The organism is Commensalibacter nepenthis, from assembly GCF_029953305.1.
Taxonomy (GTDB): Bacteria; Pseudomonadota; Alphaproteobacteria; order Acetobacterales; family Acetobacteraceae; genus Commensalibacter; species Commensalibacter nepenthis.
Map to the genome: position 1 here is coordinate 1,920,031 of NZ_JASBAN010000001.1, position 23,142 is coordinate 1,943,172.

Annotated in this window: 18 protein-coding genes; 11 read left to right on the plus strand and 7 right to left on the minus strand. The window is 37.1% G+C overall.

Annotation, left to right across the window (positions count from 1 at the left end; all coding sequences use genetic code 11):
• Positions 1-15: 15 nt before the first annotated feature.
• Complete coding sequence (gene dauA / locus QJV33_RS09050) at positions 16-1,752, minus strand: C4-dicarboxylic acid transporter DauA (RefSeq protein ID WP_281463023.1); 1,737 nt, start codon at positions 1,750-1,752, stop codon at positions 16-18.
• A gap of 288 nt (positions 1,753-2,040) precedes the next feature.
• Between dauA and mdoH the strand changes: the two genes are divergently transcribed.
• Positions 2,041-4,206 (plus strand): glucans biosynthesis glucosyltransferase MdoH, encoded by a 2,166-nt coding sequence (gene mdoH, locus QJV33_RS09055; protein ID WP_281463024.1) that lies wholly within the window; start codon positions 2,041-2,043, stop codon positions 4,204-4,206.
• A 112-nt stretch (positions 4,207-4,318) separates the two neighbouring features.
• Here the strand turns inward: mdoH and QJV33_RS09060 are convergent, their stop codons facing one another.
• Both QJV33_RS09060 and serB read right to left on the minus strand, forming a co-directional pair.
• Complete coding sequence (locus tag QJV33_RS09060) at positions 4,319-5,587, minus strand: DNA adenine methylase (protein WP_281463025.1); 1,269 nt, start codon at positions 5,585-5,587, stop codon at positions 4,319-4,321.
• Between the two features lie 58 nt (positions 5,588-5,645).
• Positions 5,646-6,548 carry a phosphoserine phosphatase SerB gene (gene serB, locus QJV33_RS09065; RefSeq protein WP_281463026.1) on the minus strand — a complete coding sequence of 301 codons (903 nt, stop codon included), beginning with the start codon at positions 6,546-6,548 and terminating at the stop codon, positions 5,646-5,648.
• A 166-nt stretch (positions 6,549-6,714) separates the two neighbouring features.
• Between serB and miaA the strand changes: the two genes are divergently transcribed.
• From miaA to QJV33_RS09090, 5 genes are all read left to right on the plus strand, one after another.
• Positions 6,715-7,701, plus strand: a complete 987-nt coding sequence (miaA, locus tag QJV33_RS09070; RefSeq protein WP_281463027.1) for a tRNA (adenosine(37)-N6)-dimethylallyltransferase MiaA — start codon at positions 6,715-6,717, stop codon at positions 7,699-7,701.
• Positions 7,702-7,860: 159 nt separating this feature from the next.
• Positions 7,861-9,600: a biosynthetic-type acetolactate synthase large subunit gene (ilvB, locus tag QJV33_RS09075; protein WP_408869674.1), complete on the plus strand. Its 1,740-nt coding sequence runs from the start codon at positions 7,861-7,863 to the stop codon at positions 9,598-9,600.
• A 37-nt stretch (positions 9,601-9,637) separates the two neighbouring features.
• Entirely contained in the window at positions 9,638-10,189 is a 552-nt protein-coding gene (gene ilvN / locus QJV33_RS09080; protein ID WP_281463029.1) for an acetolactate synthase small subunit, read from the plus strand.
• A gap of 30 nt (positions 10,190-10,219) precedes the next feature.
• Positions 10,220-11,239: a ketol-acid reductoisomerase gene (ilvC, locus tag QJV33_RS09085; RefSeq protein ID WP_281463030.1), complete on the plus strand. Its 1,020-nt coding sequence runs from the start codon at positions 10,220-10,222 to the stop codon at positions 11,237-11,239.
• Between the two features lie 117 nt (positions 11,240-11,356).
• On the plus strand, positions 11,357-11,746 hold the full coding sequence (locus QJV33_RS09090) for a DUF7079 family protein (RefSeq protein ID WP_281463031.1): 390 nt from the start codon (positions 11,357-11,359) through the stop codon (positions 11,744-11,746).
• Between the two features lie 38 nt (positions 11,747-11,784).
• Here QJV33_RS09090 and QJV33_RS09095 read toward each other — a convergent pair whose 3' ends face one another.
• From QJV33_RS09095 to QJV33_RS09105, 3 genes are read right to left on the minus strand one after another with little or no spacing between them, the layout of a single operon-like run.
• Positions 11,785-13,521, minus strand: coding sequence for a hypothetical protein (locus QJV33_RS09095; protein WP_281463032.1), 1,737 nt, complete (start codon positions 13,519-13,521; stop codon positions 11,785-11,787).
• Between the two features lie 22 nt (positions 13,522-13,543).
• Positions 13,544-15,061 (minus strand): discoidin domain-containing protein, encoded by a 1,518-nt coding sequence (locus QJV33_RS09100; protein WP_281463033.1) that lies wholly within the window; start codon positions 15,059-15,061, stop codon positions 13,544-13,546.
• Between the two features lie 13 nt (positions 15,062-15,074).
• Positions 15,075-16,517 carry a glycosyltransferase family 2 protein gene (locus QJV33_RS09105; protein ID WP_281463034.1) on the minus strand — a complete coding sequence of 481 codons (1,443 nt, stop codon included), beginning with the start codon at positions 16,515-16,517 and terminating at the stop codon, positions 15,075-15,077.
• Positions 16,518-16,706: 189 nt separating this feature from the next.
• Between QJV33_RS09105 and QJV33_RS09110 the strand changes: the two genes are divergently transcribed.
• Positions 16,707-17,651: an aldo/keto reductase gene (locus QJV33_RS09110; protein ID WP_281463035.1), complete on the plus strand. Its 945-nt coding sequence runs from the start codon at positions 16,707-16,709 to the stop codon at positions 17,649-17,651.
• A gap of 75 nt (positions 17,652-17,726) precedes the next feature.
• Here QJV33_RS09110 and QJV33_RS09115 read toward each other — a convergent pair whose 3' ends face one another.
• Positions 17,727-18,665 carry a DMT family transporter gene (locus tag QJV33_RS09115; protein WP_281463036.1) on the minus strand — a complete coding sequence of 313 codons (939 nt, stop codon included), beginning with the start codon at positions 18,663-18,665 and terminating at the stop codon, positions 17,727-17,729.
• A gap of 227 nt (positions 18,666-18,892) precedes the next feature.
• On the opposite strand from QJV33_RS09115, the gene rpmI reads away from it, so the two are divergent.
• The 4 genes from rpmI (at position 18,893) to pheT (ending at position 23,092) form a co-directional block, all read left to right on the plus strand.
• Entirely contained in the window at positions 18,893-19,099 is a 207-nt protein-coding gene (gene rpmI / locus QJV33_RS09120) for a 50S ribosomal protein L35 (protein WP_271788948.1), read from the plus strand.
• A 14-nt stretch (positions 19,100-19,113) separates the two neighbouring features.
• The gene (rplT, locus tag QJV33_RS09125) at positions 19,114-19,470 is read left to right on the plus strand and encodes a 50S ribosomal protein L20 (RefSeq protein WP_271788947.1); all 357 of its coding nucleotides are present in this window, start codon (positions 19,114-19,116) and stop codon (positions 19,468-19,470) included.
• A gap of 91 nt (positions 19,471-19,561) precedes the next feature.
• Positions 19,562-20,629 (plus strand): phenylalanine--tRNA ligase subunit alpha, encoded by a 1,068-nt coding sequence (gene pheS, locus QJV33_RS09130; protein ID WP_281463037.1) that lies wholly within the window; start codon positions 19,562-19,564, stop codon positions 20,627-20,629.
• A 3-nt stretch (positions 20,630-20,632) separates the two neighbouring features.
• Positions 20,633-23,092 carry a phenylalanine--tRNA ligase subunit beta gene (pheT, locus tag QJV33_RS09135; protein ID WP_281463038.1) on the plus strand — a complete coding sequence of 820 codons (2,460 nt, stop codon included), beginning with the start codon at positions 20,633-20,635 and terminating at the stop codon, positions 23,090-23,092.
• Positions 23,093-23,142 lie beyond the last annotated feature (50 nt).

Genomic DNA, 23,142 nt, shown 5'->3' on the forward strand with positions numbered 1-23,142 from the left:
CTAGGCTTTTTTTAATCAAATATTATTTAACCATCTTGTGGCTATATTGCGTGCATGTTGAAAATTAGAGCAGTATGTCAGTCTGCCTTGTGTTTTTTGTAAGCCTGCACGCTTTAACGAAAGGATAATTTCAGTCGAAACACCAACAAAAATCAAAGATTGATCATTATTAAATATTTGTTTTTTGATTGATTGTAGCCCTGATATGGTGGTGCCATCCATACTGATAACATCTTTCATATCCAGAATAATAATTTTCTTATGTAGATTATCATAAGATCTAAAAGAGGCGATTGTTCTTTCTGTAACGCCAAAGAATAGAGGACCATTAATATCAAAAACAACAACATCTTTTGCTATTTCATCTAATTCTGGATGTTCCTCAATGAGGGATGTTTTAGAGGCATGGGTCATGCTGCGGATGAATAAAATAGCTGACAAAGCTACCCCAACCGCCACGGCGATGACCATATCGAAAATAATCGTTAAACCAAAGCAGATGAGTAAAACGCTGACATCGCTACGTGGTGCGGTCTTGATGGTTTGAATACAATGTTTTGCTTCGCTCATATTCCATGCAACAATGAATAATAAAGCACCCAAAGATGCCATTGGAACATAGCCAAGCAAGGATGCAAAAAGTACAACCGCTAATAACACAAAAATGGCATGAATGATTGCTGCAATAGGGGATTTGGCACCACTGCGGATACTGGTGGCTGTTCTGGCAATCGCTGCGGTTGCAGTGATCCCACCAAAAAGAGGTGCAATGATATTTCCAATACCTTGCCCAATTAACTCGGCATTGGGATTATGTTTTGTATTGGTTAATTCATCCGCAATAACCGCACATAATAAAGATTCGATGGCGCCTAATGTTGCAATGGCAAAGGCTGGACCAATCAATGAATGAATAAGATTAAACGTAATCATTAATGGCTGACCATCAGGACCTGGCAATGCCCAAGGCATAATTAAAGAAGGAGGAATAGGAGGGATGCCATTGCCACTGGTTCCATTTGCGTTCCAAGTAAAGTTAGAAGCGATGGTTTTAATATCGGCACCATTGATGCCTTTATTGATAAAATAGGCAACAATACCGCCAACAATTAACCCAACCAAAGGTGCAGGAAGAGGGATTTTAAATTTTGGCCATAAGATCAAAAGGATCAAAGTAAATAAACCAACCCCCATTTCATAAGGATTGATGGTTCCTAATGATGAAAAAATGATACTGATATTTTCAATAAAATTATCACCAAGTTTTGAGGTATGTAGCCCCAGAAAATCTGGGATTTGAAGGATTGCAATAATGATTGCAATTCCCGCGGTAAATCCTAATATAACAGGATATGGGACAAAACGAATGAGCTGTCCCATCTTACTCAGTCCCATCAAAAGCAGGATAATCCCTGCCATCATCGTTGCTAGAAGTAGCCCGCCAATGCCATAATCTTTAACAATTGGAAATAAAATAACAACAAAAGCGGCTGTTGGTCCAGAGATATTAAAACGTGATCCGCCAGTTAAAGCAATCAAAGCACCAGCAACGATTGCAGTATATAATCCATGTTCGGGTGGAACGCCAGTGGCAATCGCTAATGCCATAGAAAGGGGAACAGCAACCGTGCCGATCGTCAGACCAGCCAAGGCATCATTTTTAAAATCAGAAAACTTATAGCCACCGCGAAAAGTATCAATAATTCCCGTAGCAATTGGGGGTGGTTTCAGAATAGTTTTTTTACTTTGCATATACAATCCTCGTTATAATTGCGTCATAGATGAGTATTTTCAAGAAGAACTGCAGAAACGAGATCTCAATCTTGTATAAAATAGGTTACAAGAATTAATTTTTTTTAAAAGAGAATTGTTACTAATATCTTATAAAGATTGATTGAATGAGGAAAGAATAAATTTTCTTTATATTATAGTCTTCTTGATTTATAGTGACTGGCTGATTATTTGTATTGGTTAGGAGTAATGAATTACTTATGACTGAACTTTATAATGTTTCGTGTCATAATTTTGGAGGAAAATAAAGTGAACACTGACGATTTATCTCAAAGTCAAAATACGGATAAACCCGTTTTTGTTGTTTTGCCTCCTGAAACGCCTATTGATATGCCAATACAAAATTTGCAGGCAAACCCAAATGTGCATGGCAGACCGAAACAACCTGTAACGCAAGCATCAAATATTGTATTGAGACGTTTATTTGTTTTTATCGTGTCAATTGCTTTGACCGCCTATGCTTCTTATGAAATGAATTTGGTCTTTAACAGTTACGGTATGACCGCTTTGGGGCTAATTATTCTTGTTATCTTTACCATATTATTTTTCTGGATTGCTTTTTCATTTGCGTCATCCTTGGGTGGATTTGTTGAACAGCTCAGTAAAGGAGGGGGATTATCACTTGGTATTAATCCAAAAGATCCTTTGCCTTCTTTACAGAAAAAAACAGCTGTTTTAATGCCGACTTATAACGAAGACCCACATCGTGTATTAGCAGGGCTTAAGGCAATTTACGACAGTATCCAAGCGACGGGTCAAGGACAACATTTTGATTTCTTTATTTTATCAGACACAACCAATCCCGACGTTTGGGTAGAAGAAGAGGCTGCTTTTTTACGGTTTCGTCAACAAACAGGCGATGACAACCATATTTTTTATCGTCGTCGTTTTAAAAATACAGACCGTAAAGCAGGGAATTTAGCCGATTGGGTTCGTCGATTTGGCGGTGGTTACGATCATATGTTGAGCCTTGACGCTGATAGCTTAATGGAAGGGGATACGGTTGTTCGTATTTGTGCTGCCATGGAAGCTAACGAAGGTGTTGGATTAATTCAAACATTGCCAGTGATTGTGAACGGCACCACACTTTTTGCACGTCTGCAACAATTTGCTGGTCGTGTTTATGGACCAACAATTGCTTATGGAATTGCATGGTGGCATGGGTCTGAAAGTAATTATTGGGGACATAACGCCGTTATTCGTATTAAGGCATTTGCAGAACAAGCAGGGATGCCTCATTTACCATCTGCGCGCAAGCCTTTTGGTGGAATGATTATGAGTCATGACTTTGTTGAAGCTGCATTGATGCGTCGGGGACGTTGGGCCATTCACATGGTGCCAGCATTACAAGGATCATATGAAGAAAGCCCTCCATCTTTGACTGATATTGCCGTCAGAGATCGCCGCTGGTGTCAAGGTAATCTGCAACATATTATGGTTATTCCAACTAAAAAGCTTAGTTGGATTAGCCGAATTCATATGTTAACTGGCATTGGTGCTTATGTAATGTCACCATTATGGTTGTTATCATTATTAGTGGGTATTATGGTTTCGCTACAAGCTTTGTTTGTAAAACCAGAATATTTCACGGGAACAGATCGCGTTTTATTTCCGAATTGGCCTCAAGTTGATCCTGTCTTGGCTAAATACGTGTTTATTTTAACAATGTTGGTCTTGCTTGCGCCAAAATTTTTGGCTTGGATCGCAATGTTCTTTAATCCAGAGTTGCGTAAGGGATGTGGCGGTTCCATAAAAGCACTATCTTCCATTTTCTTGGAAACTTTAATTGGTGGGTTAATCGCCCCGATTGCTATGCTCATTCAAACAACTGCGGTGATGTCCATTTTGCTAGGATATGATTCTGGTTGGAATGCACAGCGCAGAGATGTGGGTTTTATTCCCATCAAAGACGTTGTTCGAGATTATTGGCGACATACTGCTTTTGGGATTTTAATGGGAGTTTGTGCTTGGGAAGTTTCTCCATCTTTATTCTTTTGGATGACGCCTGTGTTATTAGGGTTATTGTTGGCCATCCCACTTGTATGGATTACCTCTAGCCAGCGTTTTGGCGCCTTTTGTATGAAAATTGGATTGTTGATTATTCCAGAGGAAACCGCACGCCCTGATATTTTAAGACGCGATCGTATTGAAAAAAGAAGAGTGATGGATATGGAAGTGCAAGACGCATTTTCAACTTTGGTAAAGGATCCTCACCTTGTAGCATTACACATGTCATGCCTGCCTCCTGAGCGTCAGAAAGGTGAGCCAATTAATCCGCATTATTTGGTAGGTATGGTAAAATTGAACGAAGTTGATAATCAAGATCAAGCAATGCAGGTGATGACCCATGATGAAAAGTCAGCTTTATTATCTAGTCGTAAAGCTATCGAAAAGTTCTTGAACTTACCTGTTTAAGAAAAAGACTTAATGCTTTAATTTTTCAACTGGTATGTAAGATATTGGTCGAGCTCAAAAGAGACCAATATCTTTTGTATAAAAAAGAATAAGATGTTACAACGCAAAGATTTTAAAAAGCATGAATAATGTTGCTATTTCCTTTTGTAGTCGCAAGAGAATTATTTTCTAAAGCATAAATTTTCTCAACCAGCTCAATAGAAGACTGGCGTTTTCCTTTTCCAACTTGGGTTAATAAAACAAATTCGATATTACGTGGTTTTTCGGAATAACGTTGTGAACTGACACGATATCGTTTATAGGGTTTTGCAAAAACTTTGACCTCTCCAACGTCACAATTTTGTTGGATCATATCTTGTAAATCGATGAACCCGTCTGTGCTGTAACTGGTTGCGATCCACCGTGTGGGTAAGGTCTGTAATAGTTGTTGATATGCAAGGGTGGCTTGTTTACGAATTGTGTAAGCACTTTTACGCTCTGTTCGCCAATCTTTGCGAATGGCTGATTTTTCATAAGGGGTAATTTGAGGGGATAATGCTGGCTTGTCCCAAAGTGTAATACTATTGAGAACATGATAGTTTGCCCCATAAGGATGTTGGTTATAAGGGGGGTCTAAATAGGCAACACTATATTCAGGTATGTTCATATGGTGCAATTCTTCAGCCAATAGTTGGACATCCATGCGAAAGATGTGATTGTCTTGATGGTTGTTGAAGAATTGGATCGGTGCCAGCATTAAATCCGCAGCAATACGATAAAGCGCAGTTTTCGTTTGTCCACCCCAACCTTTGTGAAATCCTTTAAACACACCACTTGTATTGGCGTGATAACAAGCACAATAGAGTAAAGGTGCTAGTAAACAGGATTTCTGAATTGGATTTAATAAACCATCACGATCCCATTGTTCAATTTTTTCACGAATAGCATCAATACGCATTCCATTTTTATGCATATAGAACATGCGTTCTTTTGAAATATCATAATGAATATCATCCTGAGGGCATAAATGCTTTGTGACCCAGCCTTCAATTGGGGAAAGGTTATTTAATTGTTGTAATATTTCACGATAAGAATATCGGTCAAAATAAGTCGGAGGCTCTAATGTTTGTATAGAGGCGATATTTAAAGCTTGACTGTAATATTCCCAATCATTGCAAAAAACTTGATACCCCATCGTCTTTGCCAAACGACTGACAACGCCAGTGCCAGCAAAACAATCGATAAAAAGACCATTTTGTGTTTGAAAATTCTCTTGGCTGGCAATCAGCGTTTGTTTAATTAAATCAAGTAATTTACGCTTATTACCTATATATGGAATGAGCTGGTTAAACAAAAAATCGGTTGTTTGATAGGATCCATGCTCGGTTTTATTCCACTTCATTCATGTAAACTTTATGATTGGGGTATGTAAAATAGATAAGTATGTACAAACTAAAATGCTACCCTAATTCATTGATAAATTCTGTGGCTGTATATCCTTGAATAAATAAAGCGGAACGAAGTGAAGTATGTTGAATGATATTTAATAGTTGTTTAGCAACGATAGGTTTGGGATAATATCCAATTCCTAGTCCAGCATTGGTTAGCATGGGTAGATCATTGGCACCATCTCCGATGGTTATGCTGTCATTCTCAGTTAAATTTAACTCTTGGGTTAAACGGTTTAAGTGAAATAATTTTGCCTCTTTGCCAAGGATGGGTGGAATGACGGTGCCATTTAATTTATTATCTTGAATACCTAATTGATTGGCATGGTTTTCATGAAAGCCGCATTTATCAGCAACTTTTTGTGTAAAAAATGTAAAACCGCCTGAAATCAAAGCCGTATGCGCATGTTTTTTTTTCATGGTCGCAACGAGGGTTTGCGCACCATCGTTCAACTTTGTATGTTGCCACGTTTTTTCAAGTAAGTCTGCTGAAACATTTTTTAATAAAGCAATGCGTTCATTTAAAGCATCAGCAAAAACAAGCTCACCATTCATGGCGCGTTTGGTGATGGCTGCAATTTGTTCACCGATACCGACTTCGGTGGCTAAATCATCCAAAGTTTCACTTTGAACAATTGTGCTGTCCATATCTGCGATAAGGAGCTTTTTTTTGCGAGAGATCATAGAGGTTAAAAAAACATCTATTTTTTCTGATTTTAAAGCAGCTTTGATTTTTTCAAATATAGATTTTGATTCATCAAAGCTATTGGTTAATAATTCAATATCAATTGCTTCTTGTGGAGATAACCATTGTGCATTTTTTAATGAATAATATGGTTCAATTAGATCTAAAATATTTTGGTTTAATAAAGAAGGGGGTGCAACAATAGTAATCACATAAGGCAAAAAAGACATTCAATAATCCCATCACAACTGTTAAGTATAGATTTTAAGAAATAATAAAAAATTAATACGAAAACTCTGTATGTTATATCATATATTTATTATAAGTAAGCTGCTTATGAAGCAACAAAGAAAATCATTTGTTTACTATTAAATAAAAAAATAAAGGCTTGATATCATGCTGCGATCGTCTGATAAAACACAAAAACCATGGGCGATTATTGTAGCAGGACCGACATGTTCAGGAAAATCTTATTTAGCTATAAAAATCGCACAGGCCTTGCAGGGAATGATTATCAATGCGGATGCAATGCAGTGTTATCGTGATTTGCGTATTATTACTACACGCCCCTCTATAGAGGACGAAGCATTGGTTCCTCATCGGTTGTATGGTGTTTTACCTTGGGATCAAACTGGAAATGCCGGTTGGTGGAGAGAGCAGGCTATATCAGAATTACATCAGGTTTGGAATCAACAACGTTTACCCATATTATGTGGTGGAACGGGTATGTATTTTCATTCTTTGATTCATGGGATTGCAATGATTCCAGAACCGAGTGCAGAGGCAAGAGAAGAGGCTCGTCAGTTAATAGAGAGTCAAGGTGCGCCATTTTTACATGAATCTTTACTCAAAGTAGATCCTGAAACCGCAGGATCATTAAACCCCTCTGATTCTCAACGGATTGCTAGAGCATGGGAAGTATGGCGTTCAACAGGAAAAGGGTTAAAATTTTGGCAAAAAGAAGCCCATATTCCAGGAATTGATTGTCGTTTTATTGTTATTCGACTGGCCCCAGATCGTGCGTTACTAAAAGAAGCCGTTGCATATCGTTTTATGGCAATGGTAGAGGAAGGTGCCGTGAAAGAGGTTGAAGAATTTTTGAAAGCTGACCCTCCTGTCCAAGCCCCTTTACGAAGAGCTTTGGGTGTTCCGGAATTTGCTGCTTATTTATCAGGCGATCTATCATTATCAGAGGCAATAGAGCAAGCCGTTCGCAATACCCAACGATATATTAAGCGTCAAGAAACATGGTTTTCCAATCGTTTTTTGGCTCCAGCAGATCAAATTTGTATCTTTAATTCAAGAATAGATAAAAATTTGAAATTTTCAGAAAGTTTTATTGAAAAATCTATACTGTTTATTAAATCTTATATTGACCTATGATTAAAAATTAGTTAGGTTGCCAAGTAGTTTAAAAATGCTATGCTATTTTTAAGACCAATTTATTCTAAATGAAGTTAGTAAAGCTGAGGATTAACCGAAATGACAAATGTCGAGCATAAGAAATCAGGTTCTGATGAAGCAGGACAAACCATTCATACAATGACTGGTGCTGAAGTTCTTCTCCAAGTGCTCGCAGATCTTGGTGTTGAGGTTATTTTTGGATATCCAGGCGGTGCCGTATTGCCAATTTATGATGCTATTTTCCAACAAGGTAAAATTCGTCATATATTAACCCGTCATGAACAAGCAGCTGTCCATGCTGCCGAAGCCTATGCCCGTTCAACAGGTAAAATAGGCGTGGCGTTGGTAACCAGCGGTCCAGGAGCAACCAATACGGTTACAGGATTGGTTGATGCTTTGATGGATTCTATTCCCATTGTTTGTATTTCTGGACAAGTATTTAGCAACTTGATCGGAAATGATGCATTTCAAGAAGCGGACACGGTTGGTATAACGCGCGCGGCGACCAAGTTTAATTATTTAGTCAAAGAAAAAGAAAAGTTAGCAGATAAAATCAGAGAGGCTTTTTACATTGCAGGCTCTGGCAGACCAGGGCCTGTATTGGTTGATATTCCCAAAGATTTACAGCTTGCACAAATACCATATTCTAAAAAAGAAACTAAAATTCATCCTTCTTATAAGCCTGTAACGGAGCCTAGTCATCAAGCAATCAAAGATGCCGTTAAAGCAATGAAGAAAGCAAAACGCCCTATTTTTTACACAGGTGGGGGGATTATTAATTCTGGACCTCACGCTTCAGAAGGATTGAGAGAACTTGTAAAAATATCTGGTTTTCCGTGTACTTCAACATTAATGGGACTTGGGGCATATCCTGCATCTGATAAACAGTTTTTAGGGATGTTGGGGATGCATGGGACGTATGAGGCGAATTTAGCAACACATGGGTGTGATGTTCTTATTGCTTTGGGTGCAAGGTTTGATGATCGCGTTACAGGCAGCGTTAAAGATTTCTCGCCTAATGCATTGAAAATCCATGCAGATATCGATCCTTCTCAGATCAATAAAATTATTTTGGTCGATATTCCGATCATTGGCGATGTGGCACGTACAATCGAATTAATGATAGAAGAGTGGGATAAACAACCTATTTCTGTCGATCAAGATGCATTGAAAGAATGGTGGGATCAGATAGAGCAATGGCGTGGCGTTGATTGTTTGAAATATCAACAAGACATGCAAGCTGGCGAAGTCATTAAACCCCAACATGCTATTCGTCGGTTAAGTGAATTGGTTCGTGCTAAGGGTAAAGAAGCGTATATTTCAACTGAGGTCGGTCAACATCAAATGTGGACTGCGCAATATTTTCCTTTTGAGTCCCCAAATCATTTTATGACCTCTGGTGGGCTTGGAACGATGGGATATGGATTGCCTGCAGCAGTCGGAATTCAGATTGCACATCCAGATGCTTTGGTCATTGATATTGCGGGTGAAGCATCCACCATGATGAATATTCAAGAGCTTGCAACCATTAAACAATATCGTTTGCCCTTAAAAGTATTTATTTTAAATAATCGCTATATGGGTATGGTGCGTCAGTGGCAAGAATTGATCCATGGAGGACGTTATTCCGAAAGCTATAGTGAAAGTTTGCCGGATTTCGTTAAACTAGCAGAAAGTTTTGGTATCAAAGGAATGCGTGCGCGAACAATTGATGAGTTGGATATAATGGTTAATGCAATGTTGGATGAACCTGGTCCAGTTGTCATGGAAATCCAAGTGGAAAGAGAAGAAAACTGTTTCCCAATGATTCCAGCAGGCGCCCCTCATAATCAAATATTATTGGGACCTGTTAAAGAAAAAACCAAAATTGCATCATAGAATTTGTTGTGTAAACGTAGACATCAGGAATAGAGCAATGGATTATATTGATAAAAAAATATTACAAAATAGCGCACAACAAGAAAAAGATGAATTTATTAAAGCGGTTTTTTCATTAATTGTTGAAAACGAAAGTGGTGTTTTATCACGAGTTATTGGATTATTTGCAGGGCGTGGTTATAATATCGAAAGCCTAACCGTTGCCCCTGTGGATGATTGTGGGCGTAAATCCAGAATTAATATATTAACGTCTGGAACGCCAATGGTTATTAATCAAATCAAAGAACAATTAAATAAACAGATCCCTGTTTATCAGGTTGTGAATTTATGCCAGCAAGGTCCTTATGTAGCAAGAGAGCTGGCTTTGATTAAAGTGGTTTCTAAAGGCTCTGAACGAGCAGAGGCATTAAACTTGGCGGATGCTTTTAGAGCGCAAGTGGTTGATGCAAGTGTGGATTCTTTAGTTTTTGAATTGACTGGTAAAACAGAAAAGATTGATGCTTTTGTGGATTTATTACGGCCTCTGGGTCTGGTAGAGTTGTCTCGGACTGGGATTGCTGCTATTGGACGTGGTTGTCAGACAATTTAATTTTATTGATTTAATACAAGGAAAATAAAAATGCGTGTTTATTATGATCGCGACGCTGATGTAAATTTGATTAAAGGCAAAAAAGTTGCGGTTTTGGGATATGGCAGCCAAGGGCATGCTCATGCAAATAATATGAAAGACAGTGGCGTTAAAGAAGTTGCTATTGGTCTTCGTCCAGGTTCTTCAAGTGCAAAAAAAGCAGAAGCCGCTGGATTGAAAGTTATGAGCGTTGCAGAAGCTTCTGCTTGGGCAGATGTCATCATGATTTTAACACCTGATGAGGCACAAGCTGATTTATATAAAAATGAAGTGCTTCCTAATTTAAAACAAGGTGCAGCAATTGCTTTTGCTCATGGTTTAAATGTGCATTTTAAATTGATTGAACCTCGTGCTGATCTTGATGTGTTTATGATTGCACCAAAAGGTCCTGGTCACACAGTACGTTCTGAATATCAACGTGGTGGTGGGGTTCCTTGTTTGGTGGCCGTTCATCAAAATCCATCTGGGAATGCTTTGGAAATTGCATTATCTTATGCATCTGCAATTGGTGGTGGTCGTGCTGGTGTGATCGAAACCACATTCCGTGAAGAATGTGAAACAGATCTTTTTGGTGAACAAGCTGTTCTTTGTGGTGGTGTTGTTGATCTTATCCGTAATGGTTTTGAAACATTGGTTGAGGCTGGATATGCCCCAGAAATGGCATATTTTGAATGTTTGCATGAAATGAAATTAATCGTAGATTTGATCTATGAAGGTGGTTTTGAAAACATGAACTATTCAATTTCAAATACAGCTGAATATGGTGAATATGTTTCTGGTCCACGCGTTATTACCAGTGAATCTCGTCAAGCAATGCGTGATATTCTTAAAGATATTCAAGATGGTACATTCGTAAATAAATTCATGACTGATAATAAAGTTGGTCAAGTTAGCCTTAAAGCACGCCGTAACTTGTTAAACGAACATCAAATCGAAAAAACAGGTTCTAAATTACGTGATATGATGCCTTGGATTGCTAAAAATCGTTTGGTTGATAAAAGTAAAAACTAATGTTAAATTAGTATAATTCTAAAAAGCTCTATATCCTAGATATAGAGCTTTTTTTTATTTATAATTTGAATGTAATATAGGTGGTCGAATTTAAACTAAGAAGAATAGAGAAATAGAATGAACGAGCAATACTCGGATATTGATCTATGTGAAGCTTTATCGGAAATATTTGTTGATAATGAAGTAGAGTATTACGGTATCGCTTATGTTGCAAAGAATTTTCCCATTGAACATGTAGAAATGGTTTATTTTGAATGGGTAGCCCCCATATGTTATTCTAATCTTCAAACTCCCGTTCCTCCTATATGGACTGGATTTGATAGAGAGTGGTTATGGAAAAGCATACAAGAATATAGGGCTAAAAACAGTCAACTAGGACGTTTTAGATTGTTTTTTCATAAAATTTTTCTTAAAAATTTAAGAAATGAATATATAACACGATCTGGATGGAATGAGCTTAAACAGCATTTAGAATTGGTTAAAAAAGAAAGCGATAATTCTATTTAGATACAATTTGACATAACCATTTTTTTCATTGTCTTTTCTTACCACACAATTGTTGAACCAAGTTGTTTTTGTAACTCTTTTGTTTTTTCCAAAACGTCATGAATGACAGGGTTGCTTTTATCTTGGTCAAATAGTTCAAAGATTTTACGAATAATATTAACGGCTGTATATCCACGATTATGCTCAAACAAGCTTTTTGCACGATCATACATTCCTTGCGCCACAATTTCACGAACTTTCATATTTTCATCATTTTGATAAAAGGTCGTTAATAGATCATAGGTTTGTTTGATCTCGGCTCCTTTTTTAAGCTCTATCAAAATATGTGCTTTTTTAATGATTGCCAATGCGCCATTGTAACGAATGGATGGCAATGTTTTATGATGTGCCATTGAAATGAGGCTGGTATAGCTAGAAATTGCATCGTCAAGAAGGTGCATCTTTACTTGAAGATTAGCCATAGCCATGTAGGCAATGCTGACTTTGTAGTATAAATGTTCATTATGCGTATTTTGGAAAATTTGAACGGCTTGCGATAATAGCTTCAATGCTTCGGTATTATTATCTAATAGTTCTAATATTGCGCTGCTTTCGATATATGCAGAAAGCAGAACATCATTAATTGTGTAATGGCTGTCATCATAATGATAGGATTGTATAATTTGCTGATAAGCAATTAGTGCTTGTTTATATTGCTTTAAAGTATTTAAAATTTGCGCTTTAGTCAGTAAGGATTTTGCAACAACATCTTTGATTTTCGTAGCGGCACTATTAGCATTAGAGTTATAGATTTGATTACATAACTCTAATGCTTCTGTGTATTTTTTTTGTTGTTGAAATATTTGTGCTTTCCCAAGTAAAGCTGTGACTTTATAGCGTGGATATTCGCCTTCTTTATGGTCAGCAATAGCGGTTAATAATTCGTCATAAGTCGCCAATGCCGCTTCTTGTGGGTTATTCCCAAATAATTCTTTTTGATCTTTGGGGATTGTTTTTACTCTATGAAGAATTTCAGCACGATATAAAAGATTATGAGCCAGATATTCTTTGATCGTGGGGGAGGCGTCCTTGCTGAAAATTTTAATAAATAAATTACTATTAAAAAGTGCAGGTCCCCATTCTCTGTTATTTAATCGATTGGCTGTGCGTGCCATTAATGATTTTGCGGTGACCAGTCGGATTGCTGGATCTTGTTCGTTAATAAATTGCTCAATGATGGAAGATTGAATATTCAAAGCGGTATCATTTTTCTTCCAATGATTTAGTATCTCTGTTTCCAGATACATGGCTTGGACAACCATGCGCTTGGTTTCGATTTGATTACTTCTGCCATAAACGGATACAAGATGCGACAAAGTAAGCATCGCAGGTTCATATTCTTTTTGTTGTAATAAGAGGTTGCCTTGTCGAAAAAGAGCCAAGGCAACATCATCTTTTAGCTTTTGATTTTTACTATCAAGATATAAATTACTGAGTTGTTCAAGTGTCAGTATAGCATCGTCAGCATTGTTCACTTCAACTAAAATTTCAGCTTTTTTCAGCAAAGCTTCGGCAACAATTTCTTGAACGGTACTATTATGTTTGCGCCCATAAAATTCAGTTAAAAAACTAAAATCCCCCATGGCCTGCAGCTTTTTACCTTTTTTAAGATTAAGGTAACCTGATTGTAACGCTGCGTAAGCGCCATGCTCCATCCGTGATTGATGTCTGTAATACAAAATAACACCAACGATCAGAGCAAATAAAAGGGCAAAAAAAGTTATTTTTTTATACATTGTAAGGATATAACCTTAATTCTTATCTTTGACTATATTGATCTTTGAATAGATTATTCTTTTTAAAATATGAGGATTTTGGACATTTCAAACCTAAAATACGTATTTGATCCAACGAAAATATTTGATTGTTACCAGGCACCATAATTCGTATCCATCTTGCCTTTACCCCCAAAGGATGTAACCATTGGTAATAAGAACCGTCGACACCACCAAATAAATCATTGGTTACTTTTCGATGTCTTGTCGTCCATATGTCATGGTCTTCAGAGGTTTCGATAATAAAGTGCTTCATATTACTTGCATAAGGATCTATACCATTAAATAAATAAATATTTTTTATAATATGGTCATCTTGAAGATCGATCTCCCACCATGGATTTTTTTCTTGTTGAGTCATGCTTTGTGTAACGCCTTTTAGCTGCCCATTGGTGAGAACATAAGCGAATTCTTCGGTTGTTTTATTTTTAAAAGCAACAGAGCTTTGTTGGCAAGGTTTTTTGCTTGATAAAAGTAACATATCCGATGGAGGTAAAGGTAAAATAGTGTTTTTCGATATATTTTTCTTATTTTTTTGCCAATATTTATTTGGATTATAGAACTGTAGCATAAGTGAGTGTGTGTTTCGTTCCGAATATCCATCATCGTCATGTTTTGGCGCTGTAACAGGTTCTGAATTGTTTTGAATATGATTATTTGTGTGTAATAGGGAAAAATTCTTCACGTCTTTTTGATCATTATGGATGGTGCAAAAATGGGCTACATAAGCGGTTTTAGTAATTTCATCTTGAGTAGTGGAACTCATGAATTGTAATGCTTTTTCAGGAAAGTCTTCATAATATTCCTTCATTTCTTGGTGTAAAACATTACAAGACGAAATTACTAATTTATCATCTTCAATATGATGATTAAACTTTTTGTCCAGGTGACGGAAAATATATTGATATGGACATGATTGGCTTTTTACCATTAATTTAGTATAGATAGAAGGATAGTCAATCGGAGAATTTTGTTCAAATATTGTTGAGATATTTATAGCTGCATTAGGTTCCTTGTTGGTATAAAGAACCATATTAAAATGGATGGCGCTTATATTCTTAAAACTTTTGATAAAATCAGATAAAGATTGTTTTTCATTAATATATAAAAAATCAATATTTTCTAGATGAATATACCATGTTGTTTCATGTATATAATTATGAATAAAATGAAAATATATTTGATTCTTGGATTGTGAAAAACGGTAATGCTGAAAAGTGATAAATGGATGTTTGCCCAGAGTGAAAGCGATGATTTTCCTGTATAAATCTGTGGGATCATCGTCTGTGCAATATAGATAGATATGATCGACACCTAATATTTGATGATAAGTAAGCCACTCAATAATATTTAAATCTTCGATAGAGGCAAAAGATATAATGCTGACATTATATTTAGGACTGGGCCACTGTCCCTGATTATGCAATATTCCCAAAGGTGCATAAGGATAAAGCATTAATTCATGCTCATAGATCAAATTTGTATAAAAAGTATTGGACATTGTCATTTCTATATTAATTTTGTAGTGTTTTGCCAAAAATTTGGATTTGATCCAAACCAATTTGTTTATTATTGCCAGGAATAACCAGCTTTATAAAACGTCCAGAAACACCTTTTTCAGAAGTCCATACATATGGAGTTCCATCCATACCCCCAAATAGTTCTGGATTTGTTTTTCGTGCAATACATTGCCATATATGACCATTAGTAGAACTGAATATCTCAAATAAACAACTTGCTTGGATATTTTGATCCAGACGATTAAATAATTGGATTTCATGAATAAGAAAAATTTCTTTTAAATCAATTTGCCACCAAGGGTTATCTTCTATTTTAGTTAAATTTTGTGCGGTTCCCAACAACAAACCATTGACGAGTTTTTTTGCATCGTCTTCAACAGAACATTCATGCGCAGTAGAGCTTTGAATAGAGGGTTTGTTTGAGGATAATAAATGCCAGAAATTAACAGGAAAAACACTGTGATTCCATGCTGTGACTATCTGTTCAATCCATAGTTCGTAAAGAAAACTGTCTTCTACTTCATTGAATTGATCAAAATATTGTATCATGTCCTCTGCTTGATACGGAATAGAATAAGTTTGACCACCATAATAAGTAAATTGTTCATTATTATTTTGATTTTCTATAAACATGATAGAAGGCAGACCAAAATGCGCAATATAAGCAGTATCTATTATTTTTGAATGATGGTCTTTTTGATTAAGATAACTCTCTGCATTCAACGGATAATCAGTAAAATAGAGAGACAGATCGTCCCCTAAAACATTAATGGAATTTAATTCTGCATCAAGATATTCATAGCTGTACTGAAAATCAGTAGAAAAATGGTGAAATAATTTGCCATAAGGCAGGCTCTGGGTCTGTATCATAACTCGGGTCAGAGAAGCGAGCTTATTGGCACGAAAAGTGTAATTTAATAAGATATCTCCCTCAGGTGCTGATTCAAAATAGCTATGTCCATAGTGACAAAGATTAAAATAAACAACATCAATTTCTTGATGGTCTGAAGGTGAAAATTCCCGAATGGTATCAGCTGTTTTAAGACATAGAAATTCATCAATATTTAACCATAAAATCCATTTTGTTTCATTACCGTGATTTCGAAAAAAGTGGCAAAAAGCCTGATGTGCGTTGCCAGGGTCAGCATAATGGTAATAGGTAACCAAAGGCGATCCAGAGTTTAAAAAAGGTAATAATTGCTGATAAAAATAGGTCGGATCATCATGATAAGAGTAAATATAGAAATGCGAAAAACCTATGCGGTGGTGATAGGTAATCCATTCTATAATTCTTTCACTTGTATCATTTGTGTATAAAAAAAGGGAATGTTGATGTTCAGGCTCTGGCCATTCACCAGAATTGCGAAAGACCCCAACAGGAATGTGGGAATACAATAACAATTCTCTTTCTTTAATAATGTTGCGAATATCGACCATAATAAATCATCCTGGTAATATAATTCTGGTGAAATGATCTTTCATTTTACTCTTTTAATGGGATATTCTGCGATCGGCAAGGACATTTTATCTTTATTCAATAGCGGGAAAAATTTGCTTCATGGGTTGTTGTTATCATAATATGATTTCAAGGCAATTATATGCAAATTATGTCGAAAGGTAAGAGGCATGCAAAAAAGAAATTTGGGAAAAACTAATTTAGAAATTGTTCCTCTTGTTTTTGGAGGGAATGTTTTTGGTTGGACATTGGACGAAAAAAAGAGTTTTGATATTTTAGATGCCATTGTTGATTTAGGGTTAAATGCGATTGATACAGCCGATGTGTATTCTCGCTGGGCACCGGGTAATCAAGGGGGAGAGTCTGAAATTATCATGGGGAAATGGTTAAAAGCCAACCCACATAAACGCGATAAACTCTTAATCTTGACCAAAGTTGGCTCTGATATGGGGGGCGATCACAAAGGGTTGTCAAAACGTTGGATTATGCGTTCCGTAGAGGATTCTTTGAAACGGTTACAAATTGATGTGATTGATTTATACCAGTCTCATTGGCCAGATCCAGAGACACCATACGAAGAAACCTTATCCGCTTATGAGCAGCTTTTGAAAGAGGGAAAAATAAAAGCGATTGGTACTTCTAATTATAATGCCCAACAATTATCAGATTCTTTGAAAGTGGCTAAATCGCATAATTTACCCACATATCAAACATTGCAACCAGAATATAATTTGTATGATCGTGAGCAATTTGATCAGAATTTAAGAAAATTAGTCGTTGATGAGCAAATTGGTGTAATTACCTATTATAGCTTGGCATCAGGTTTTTTATCAGGAAAATACCGTCGGAAAGAGGATTTGCAACAAGGACCACGTGGTGAGAAAGTTGCTGGATATATGAATGATCGAGGAATGCAGATGTTGGATATTTTGGATCGAATTTCCACAAAACATCAAGCAACTTGCGCTGAAATCTCATTGGCATGGCTCATGGCTCAAAAAGAAGTAACTGCTCCTATTGCCAGTGCAACAACCATTCCACAATTACACAGCTTAGTGAAATCTTTAATGATTCAATTGGATCTAGAGGATTTAGAATTGTTAAATAAAGTTTAATTTATATAATGTTTATGATGATTTACCCGTTAATCATCATAATTTGAATAATATTGAACGGAATTGCTGGGATATTTAAACTTTATTTTTGGCCAGAATAATAATCATTGCAATGATACATGCTGCACCAAACCAATCAACCCAAGAGAATTTTACGTTCAAGAAAATAACAGAGGAAAAAGCGGCTGCCAAAGGTTCAATGGTTGCGAGGATACTCCCTTTAGAGCTGCCAACAATTTTGACGCCAATCAGATAAAGTAAAAAAGCCAACATTCCTGTGGCAAAAATAATAAAAATAATACTTAAAACCGCTGGAAAATCCGCAATCCCTGAGAAATGCCAAAAAGGATGAAAGAAATTTAAAATAACACCCCCAATGAACATTCCCCAACCTGCAATGGTGGTGGTATTATATTTTTTCAATAATGGAATGGGTAAAAGGGTATAGGTAACTGATCCAATCACGCAAATGGATCCATAGACAATCGCTTTGGCAGGTAACGTAATTTTATCAATAGATCCATCTGTGACAAGACAAAACGCCCCAGTAATTGCCAAGATAATAGAGATTATTACATAAATAGAGGGTCTTTTCCTTAAATAAATTGCCAAGATAATCGCTATAACTACTGGGTATAGATATTGCAAGATGGTTGCTGTTGCAGCATTTGAATATTTAATAGTTAAAAAATAAAAGAGCTGTGATGCCATCATTCCAACAACAGAAAAAACAATAAGCAACATTAACTCTTGAGGGTTTTTCAATGGCTTAAAAATTGCGCTTTTATGTTTGCGATAACACAAAGACAATAATAATATCCCTGGAAGCCATAAGCGAATACCAATAATCCATGCTGCATCAATATGTTTGTATTGTAAAACATATTGTCCCACGACACCACCCAACCCCCAAATACATCCTGCGGTAATAATATAAATCATTCCAGCACGTTCACTGGTTAGGTTAATGGTTTTGATAGAGGCAAGATTTTGTTTGATACTAGAAAGGGGCATTGAGATGAAACTTAAAATTTTATTTAAAGAATGATTTATTTTCTATATTCATTTTAGCGTAAAAAATAAAATTTTTTATTGGTGATTAATGTTTTTCCTTGAGCTTGGGATGAATAGTGGTTATATAAACACACTACGTTTACGGGTTGGGCTGAAATATAGGGCATGCCCTTCTGGTGACGTCTCCCATGATGGGATGTGAAACTTTGTATTCAAAGGAGATTGAAATGCCCAAGATGAAGACCAAATCATCGGTCAAAAAACGTTTTAAAATTACTGCTACAGGTAAAGTCCTTGCTGGTCCTGGTAATAAACGCCACGGTTTGATTAACCGTTCACAAAAAGCAAAACGCACCAATCGTGGTTCTCAAGTATTAGAACCTCAAGATGGTCGTACGGTTAAACAATGGGCTCCATACGGCCTATCACGTTAAGGAATTTTTGAACTATGGCAAGAGTAAAACGCGGCGTTACCTCACACGCACGTCATAAAAAAGTATTAGCACAATCCAAAGGTTTTCGCGGTCGTTCATCTACGAACTATCGTATTGCGTTGGAACGTTTAGAAAAATCTTTACAATATGCATATCGTGATCGTCGCGTTAAAAAACGTGATTTTCGTGCATTATGGATTCAACGTATCAATGCGGCTGTTCGTGAGCATGGCTTGACTTATAGCCGTTTTATCAACGGGTTGAACAAAGCTGGTATCGAATTAGATCGTAAAGTTTTGGCTGCAATCGCATATGATGATGCAGCAACATTTGCAGAAATTGTTAAAAAGGCACAAGCGGCTCTCGCTTAAGTCTTCATAATGAGATTTGTCTGTTCATGATAATGAATAGGAAAGAGGGCAGTCTGTAAAGGCGGCCCTTTTTTGTTTATTGAGGGTTTAAATGGATCAAGATCTAGAAAGTATCAAACAAGATACATTATCAGCATTAGATCAAGCACAAGATCTACGTGCATGGGATGCAGTTCGTGTTGCAACGCTTGGAAAATCAGCACCATTAACGCAAAAATTAAAAGAATTAGGAAAATGCCCACCTGAACTTCGTAAGGAGCGTGGAGGGATTTTAAATCGTTTACGTGATGAGCTGACCCAAGCAATTGAAACACGTAAAGTCATTTTAGAAGAAATTGCTTTAAATGAAAAATTAAATGCCGAAGCTATTGATGTGACGATGCCTGTGTCAGTGACGTCGGGTATTTTGCATCCTTTGCGTAAAACAGTCGAAGAAATTATCGCGATTTTTGGTGCAATGGGCTTTAAAGTTGCAGAAGGTCCCAGTGTTGATACAGATTGGTTTAATTTTTCTGCATTAAATATCGACAAAAACCATCCTGCACGTGCAGATCATGATACATTTTATCTTCCAACAAAGACATTAGATGGACAGCAAAATTTATTAAGAACGCAAACATCGACTGTTCAAATTCGTACTTTATTAGAACAAGAACCGCCTATCCGTATTATTGCTCCGGGTCGTACTTATCGTGCGGATCATGATGCAACACACTCTCCGATGTTTCATCAATGTGAGGGAATGGTTGTTGAAAAAAATATCACCTTGGGTCATTTAAAAGGATGCTTGATTGATTTCTTACGTGCATTCTTTGATATTCCACATTTACCCGTTCGCTTTCGTTCTTCTTATTTTCCATTTACAGAACCTTCTATGGAAATTGATATTGGCTGGAACCGCAAAACAGGGGAGTTAGGTGGCAGCTCTGATTGGTTAGAAATTTTAGGATCAGGAATGATGCATTCCCGAGTGTTAGCGAATTGTGGTATTAATCCCAGAGAGTGGCAAGCGTTTGCGTTTGGAATGGGGATTGAACGATTAACCATGTTGAAATATGGTATTTCTGATTTACGCTCTTTTTTTGAGGGTGATGTGCGTTGGTTACGTCATTATGGTTTTTCCGCCTTTCGTTCAGTTGCATTACATGAAGGGATATAAGCAATGAAATTTACTTTATCCTGGTTACGCGATCATTTAGAAACCACAAAATCTCTTGATGAGATTTGTGTCGCGCTAAATTCTATTGGTTTAGAAGTTGAATCTGTTGAAGATCCAGCCAAGACACTTGGTGCTTTTAGAATTGCTCGTATTCTAACAGCCTCTCAGCATCCAAATGCAGATCGCTTGCAAGTATGCCAAGTGAACGCAGGTGAAGGGTTTGAAAATGTTCAAGTAGTTTGTGGTGCACCTAATGCCAGAGCAGGGCTTGTAACTATTTTCGCCCCTGTTGGTACCTATGTTCCTGGCAGCGATATTACGCTAAAAACAGGTAAGATTCGTGGTGAACAAAGTAATGGAATGTTGTGTTCTTCTGAGGAATTAGGGATCGGAGAAAAGCAAGATGGCATTATGGAGTTACCAGAGGATGCCCCTGTTGGGACTGCGTATGTTGATTTTGCGCAGTTAAATGATCCTGTGATTGAAATTGCCATTACGCCTAATCGTGGAGATGCCTTATCCATTCGTAATATTGCCAGAGATTTAGCCGCAGCAGGAATGGGCATTCTTAAACCTTGGAATCCCAAAGTTGTAGAAGGAACATTTCCATCAGAAATTACGTGGGATAATCAATTCAAAGAAGCATGCCCATGGATTTTAGGTCGAACCATTACCAATGTTAAAAATGGTCCAAGTCCTGAATGGCTACAAGTACGCCTCAGAGCCATTGGGGTTCGTCCGATTTCTTTATTGGTTGATATTACCAATTTCTTTACTTTTGATTTGGGTCGACCTTTGCATGTGTTTGACGTTGATAAAATCACAGGAAACACTTTGACGATTTGTCCCGGTCAAGGCGAAAAATTGGTTGCCTTAGATGGAAAAGAATATCAGGTTATTGATAAAGATTGTGTGATTGTCGATCAATTAGGTGTGCAATCTTTGGCTGGATTAATGGGGGGTGAACATACAGGCGTTACCGAGGAAACCACAACCGTTTTCGTTGAATGTGCATTATTTAATCCTGTTACAATCGCGTTAAGTGGACGTCATCATTTTATTACAACGGATGCACGTCAACGTTTTGAACGGGGTATTGATCAAACATTGCTCCCTGATGCGATGGAAGCCGCAACCCAGATGATCCTTGATCTTTGTGGTGGTCAGCCTAGTGAAGTTGTCGTTGCAGGTAAAGAACAAAAATGGCAACGTGAGGCAACATTACGTTATAATAGTCTTGAAAATTTCGGTGGTTTAGCCGTTGCACCCGAGCGTATTGTTGAGATTTTAACCTCTTTAGGCTTTGAAGTTAAAGAACAAACGCAACAAGCGGTCACTGTGTCAGTACCATCATGGCGTAATGATATTGTGATGCCGATGAATATGGCACAACATTCCAGTATTGCTGCGGATAAAGCGGCTCAATTAACTATTATTGCCCAAGCAATGGAAGGTGAAATTGATCTGATTGAAGAGGTTTTGCGTATTGTGGGATTGGATAATGTTCCAGCTGTGTCTTTACCTGTAACACAGGCTGTTCCGCAAGCAGCTTTGACCCGTGATCAACAAAACTCTATCCTTTGTGCCCGTTTATTTGCAGCACGTGGCTTGGTTGAAACGGTGGGTTTTTCTTTTGTAGATCATGAAATTGCAGCAAGATTAGGGGATGTTACCGAAGATTTGCGTTTGTTAAACCCAATTTCAAGTGATATGGATCAAATGCGCCCAACACCGTTAGCTTCTTTATTACCTACATTAAAGCGCAATATTGTCAAAGGTTGGGGCAATATTGGCTTTTTTGAAGTCGGTCCAGCTTTTGCCCAAGATGGCGAAAAAACGGTTGCTGCTGGGGTGCGCTATGGTTATATGCCACGAAATATTCAGGGTAAGGCCGAAGAAGTAACATTATGGGACGTTAAGGCAGATGTTTATTTTGCACTGGATGGTCTTGGTGTTGCTGTTGATTCATTGCAAGTGACCAAAGAAACACCAAATTATTATCATCCTGGTCGTTCTGGTCGTTTAAGTTTGGGACCTAAAAATATTTTGGCTTATTTTGGTGAGTTACATCCTTCGTTTGTCAAAGAGTTCGGTTTCGATCAAGCGCCAATGATTTTTGAAATTATGATTGATAATTTAATCACTAGAAAAGCACAAAAGAAAAAAGCGCCTTTCTTATCTTCATTTCAACCGTTGAAACGTGATTTTGCTTTTGTGGTGAAATCAGATGTTGAAGTGGGTAAAATCTTGAGCGCAGCAAAACAGGCCGACCGTCAATTATTGACGAATGTCGAATTATTCGATGTTTATGTTGGTGAAAAAGTTGCTGAAGGTCATAAATCTGTTGCGATACAGGTGACATTACAACCTCAAGATCGAAGTCTTAAAGATGAAGAGATTGAAGTCATTTCACAAAAAATTATCAAAGAAGTAGGTCGATTAACAGGCGGAACTTTGCGATAAAAAGATAAAGAAAAAGCCCATGTTATTTTCTTGGGCTTTTTTATTTTAAT

What these genes read in the sequence shown, in the direction of transcription:
- dauA (WP_281463023.1), bottom strand. Translation starts at nt 1,752, where the DNA reads ATGCAAAGTAAAAAAACTATTCTGAAACCACCCCCAATTGCTACGGGA.
- QJV33_RS09060 (WP_281463025.1), bottom strand. Translation starts at nt 5,587, where the DNA reads ATGAAGTGGAATAAAACCGAGCATGGATCCTATCAAACAACCGATTTT.
- serB (WP_281463026.1), bottom strand. Translation starts at nt 6,548, where the DNA reads ATGTCTTTTTTGCCTTATGTGATTACTATTGTTGCACCCCCTTCTTTA.
- miaA (WP_281463027.1), top strand. Translation starts at nt 6,715, where the DNA reads ATGCTGCGATCGTCTGATAAAACACAAAAACCATGGGCGATTATTGTA.
- ilvB (WP_408869674.1), top strand. Translation starts at nt 7,861, where the DNA reads ATGACTGGTGCTGAAGTTCTTCTCCAAGTGCTCGCAGATCTTGGTGTT.
- ilvN (WP_281463029.1), top strand. Translation starts at nt 9,638, where the DNA reads ATGGATTATATTGATAAAAAAATATTACAAAATAGCGCACAACAAGAA.
- ilvC (WP_281463030.1), top strand. Translation starts at nt 10,220, where the DNA reads ATGCGTGTTTATTATGATCGCGACGCTGATGTAAATTTGATTAAAGGC.
- QJV33_RS09090 (WP_281463031.1), top strand. Translation starts at nt 11,357, where the DNA reads ATGAACGAGCAATACTCGGATATTGATCTATGTGAAGCTTTATCGGAA.
- QJV33_RS09095 (WP_281463032.1), bottom strand. Translation starts at nt 13,521, where the DNA reads ATGTATAAAAAAATAACTTTTTTTGCCCTTTTATTTGCTCTGATCGTT.
- QJV33_RS09100 (WP_281463033.1), bottom strand. Translation starts at nt 15,061, where the DNA reads ATGTCCAATACTTTTTATACAAATTTGATCTATGAGCATGAATTAATG.
- QJV33_RS09105 (WP_281463034.1), bottom strand. Translation starts at nt 16,517, where the DNA reads ATGGTCGATATTCGCAACATTATTAAAGAAAGAGAATTGTTATTGTAT.
- QJV33_RS09110 (WP_281463035.1), top strand. Translation starts at nt 16,707, where the DNA reads ATGCAAAAAAGAAATTTGGGAAAAACTAATTTAGAAATTGTTCCTCTT.
- QJV33_RS09115 (WP_281463036.1), bottom strand. Translation starts at nt 18,665, where the DNA reads ATGCCCCTTTCTAGTATCAAACAAAATCTTGCCTCTATCAAAACCATT.
- rpmI (WP_271788948.1), top strand. Translation starts at nt 18,893, where the DNA reads ATGCCCAAGATGAAGACCAAATCATCGGTCAAAAAACGTTTTAAAATT.
- rplT (WP_271788947.1), top strand. Translation starts at nt 19,114, where the DNA reads ATGGCAAGAGTAAAACGCGGCGTTACCTCACACGCACGTCATAAAAAA.
- pheS (WP_281463037.1), top strand. Translation starts at nt 19,562, where the DNA reads ATGGATCAAGATCTAGAAAGTATCAAACAAGATACATTATCAGCATTA.
- pheT (WP_281463038.1), top strand. Translation starts at nt 20,633, where the DNA reads ATGAAATTTACTTTATCCTGGTTACGCGATCATTTAGAAACCACAAAA.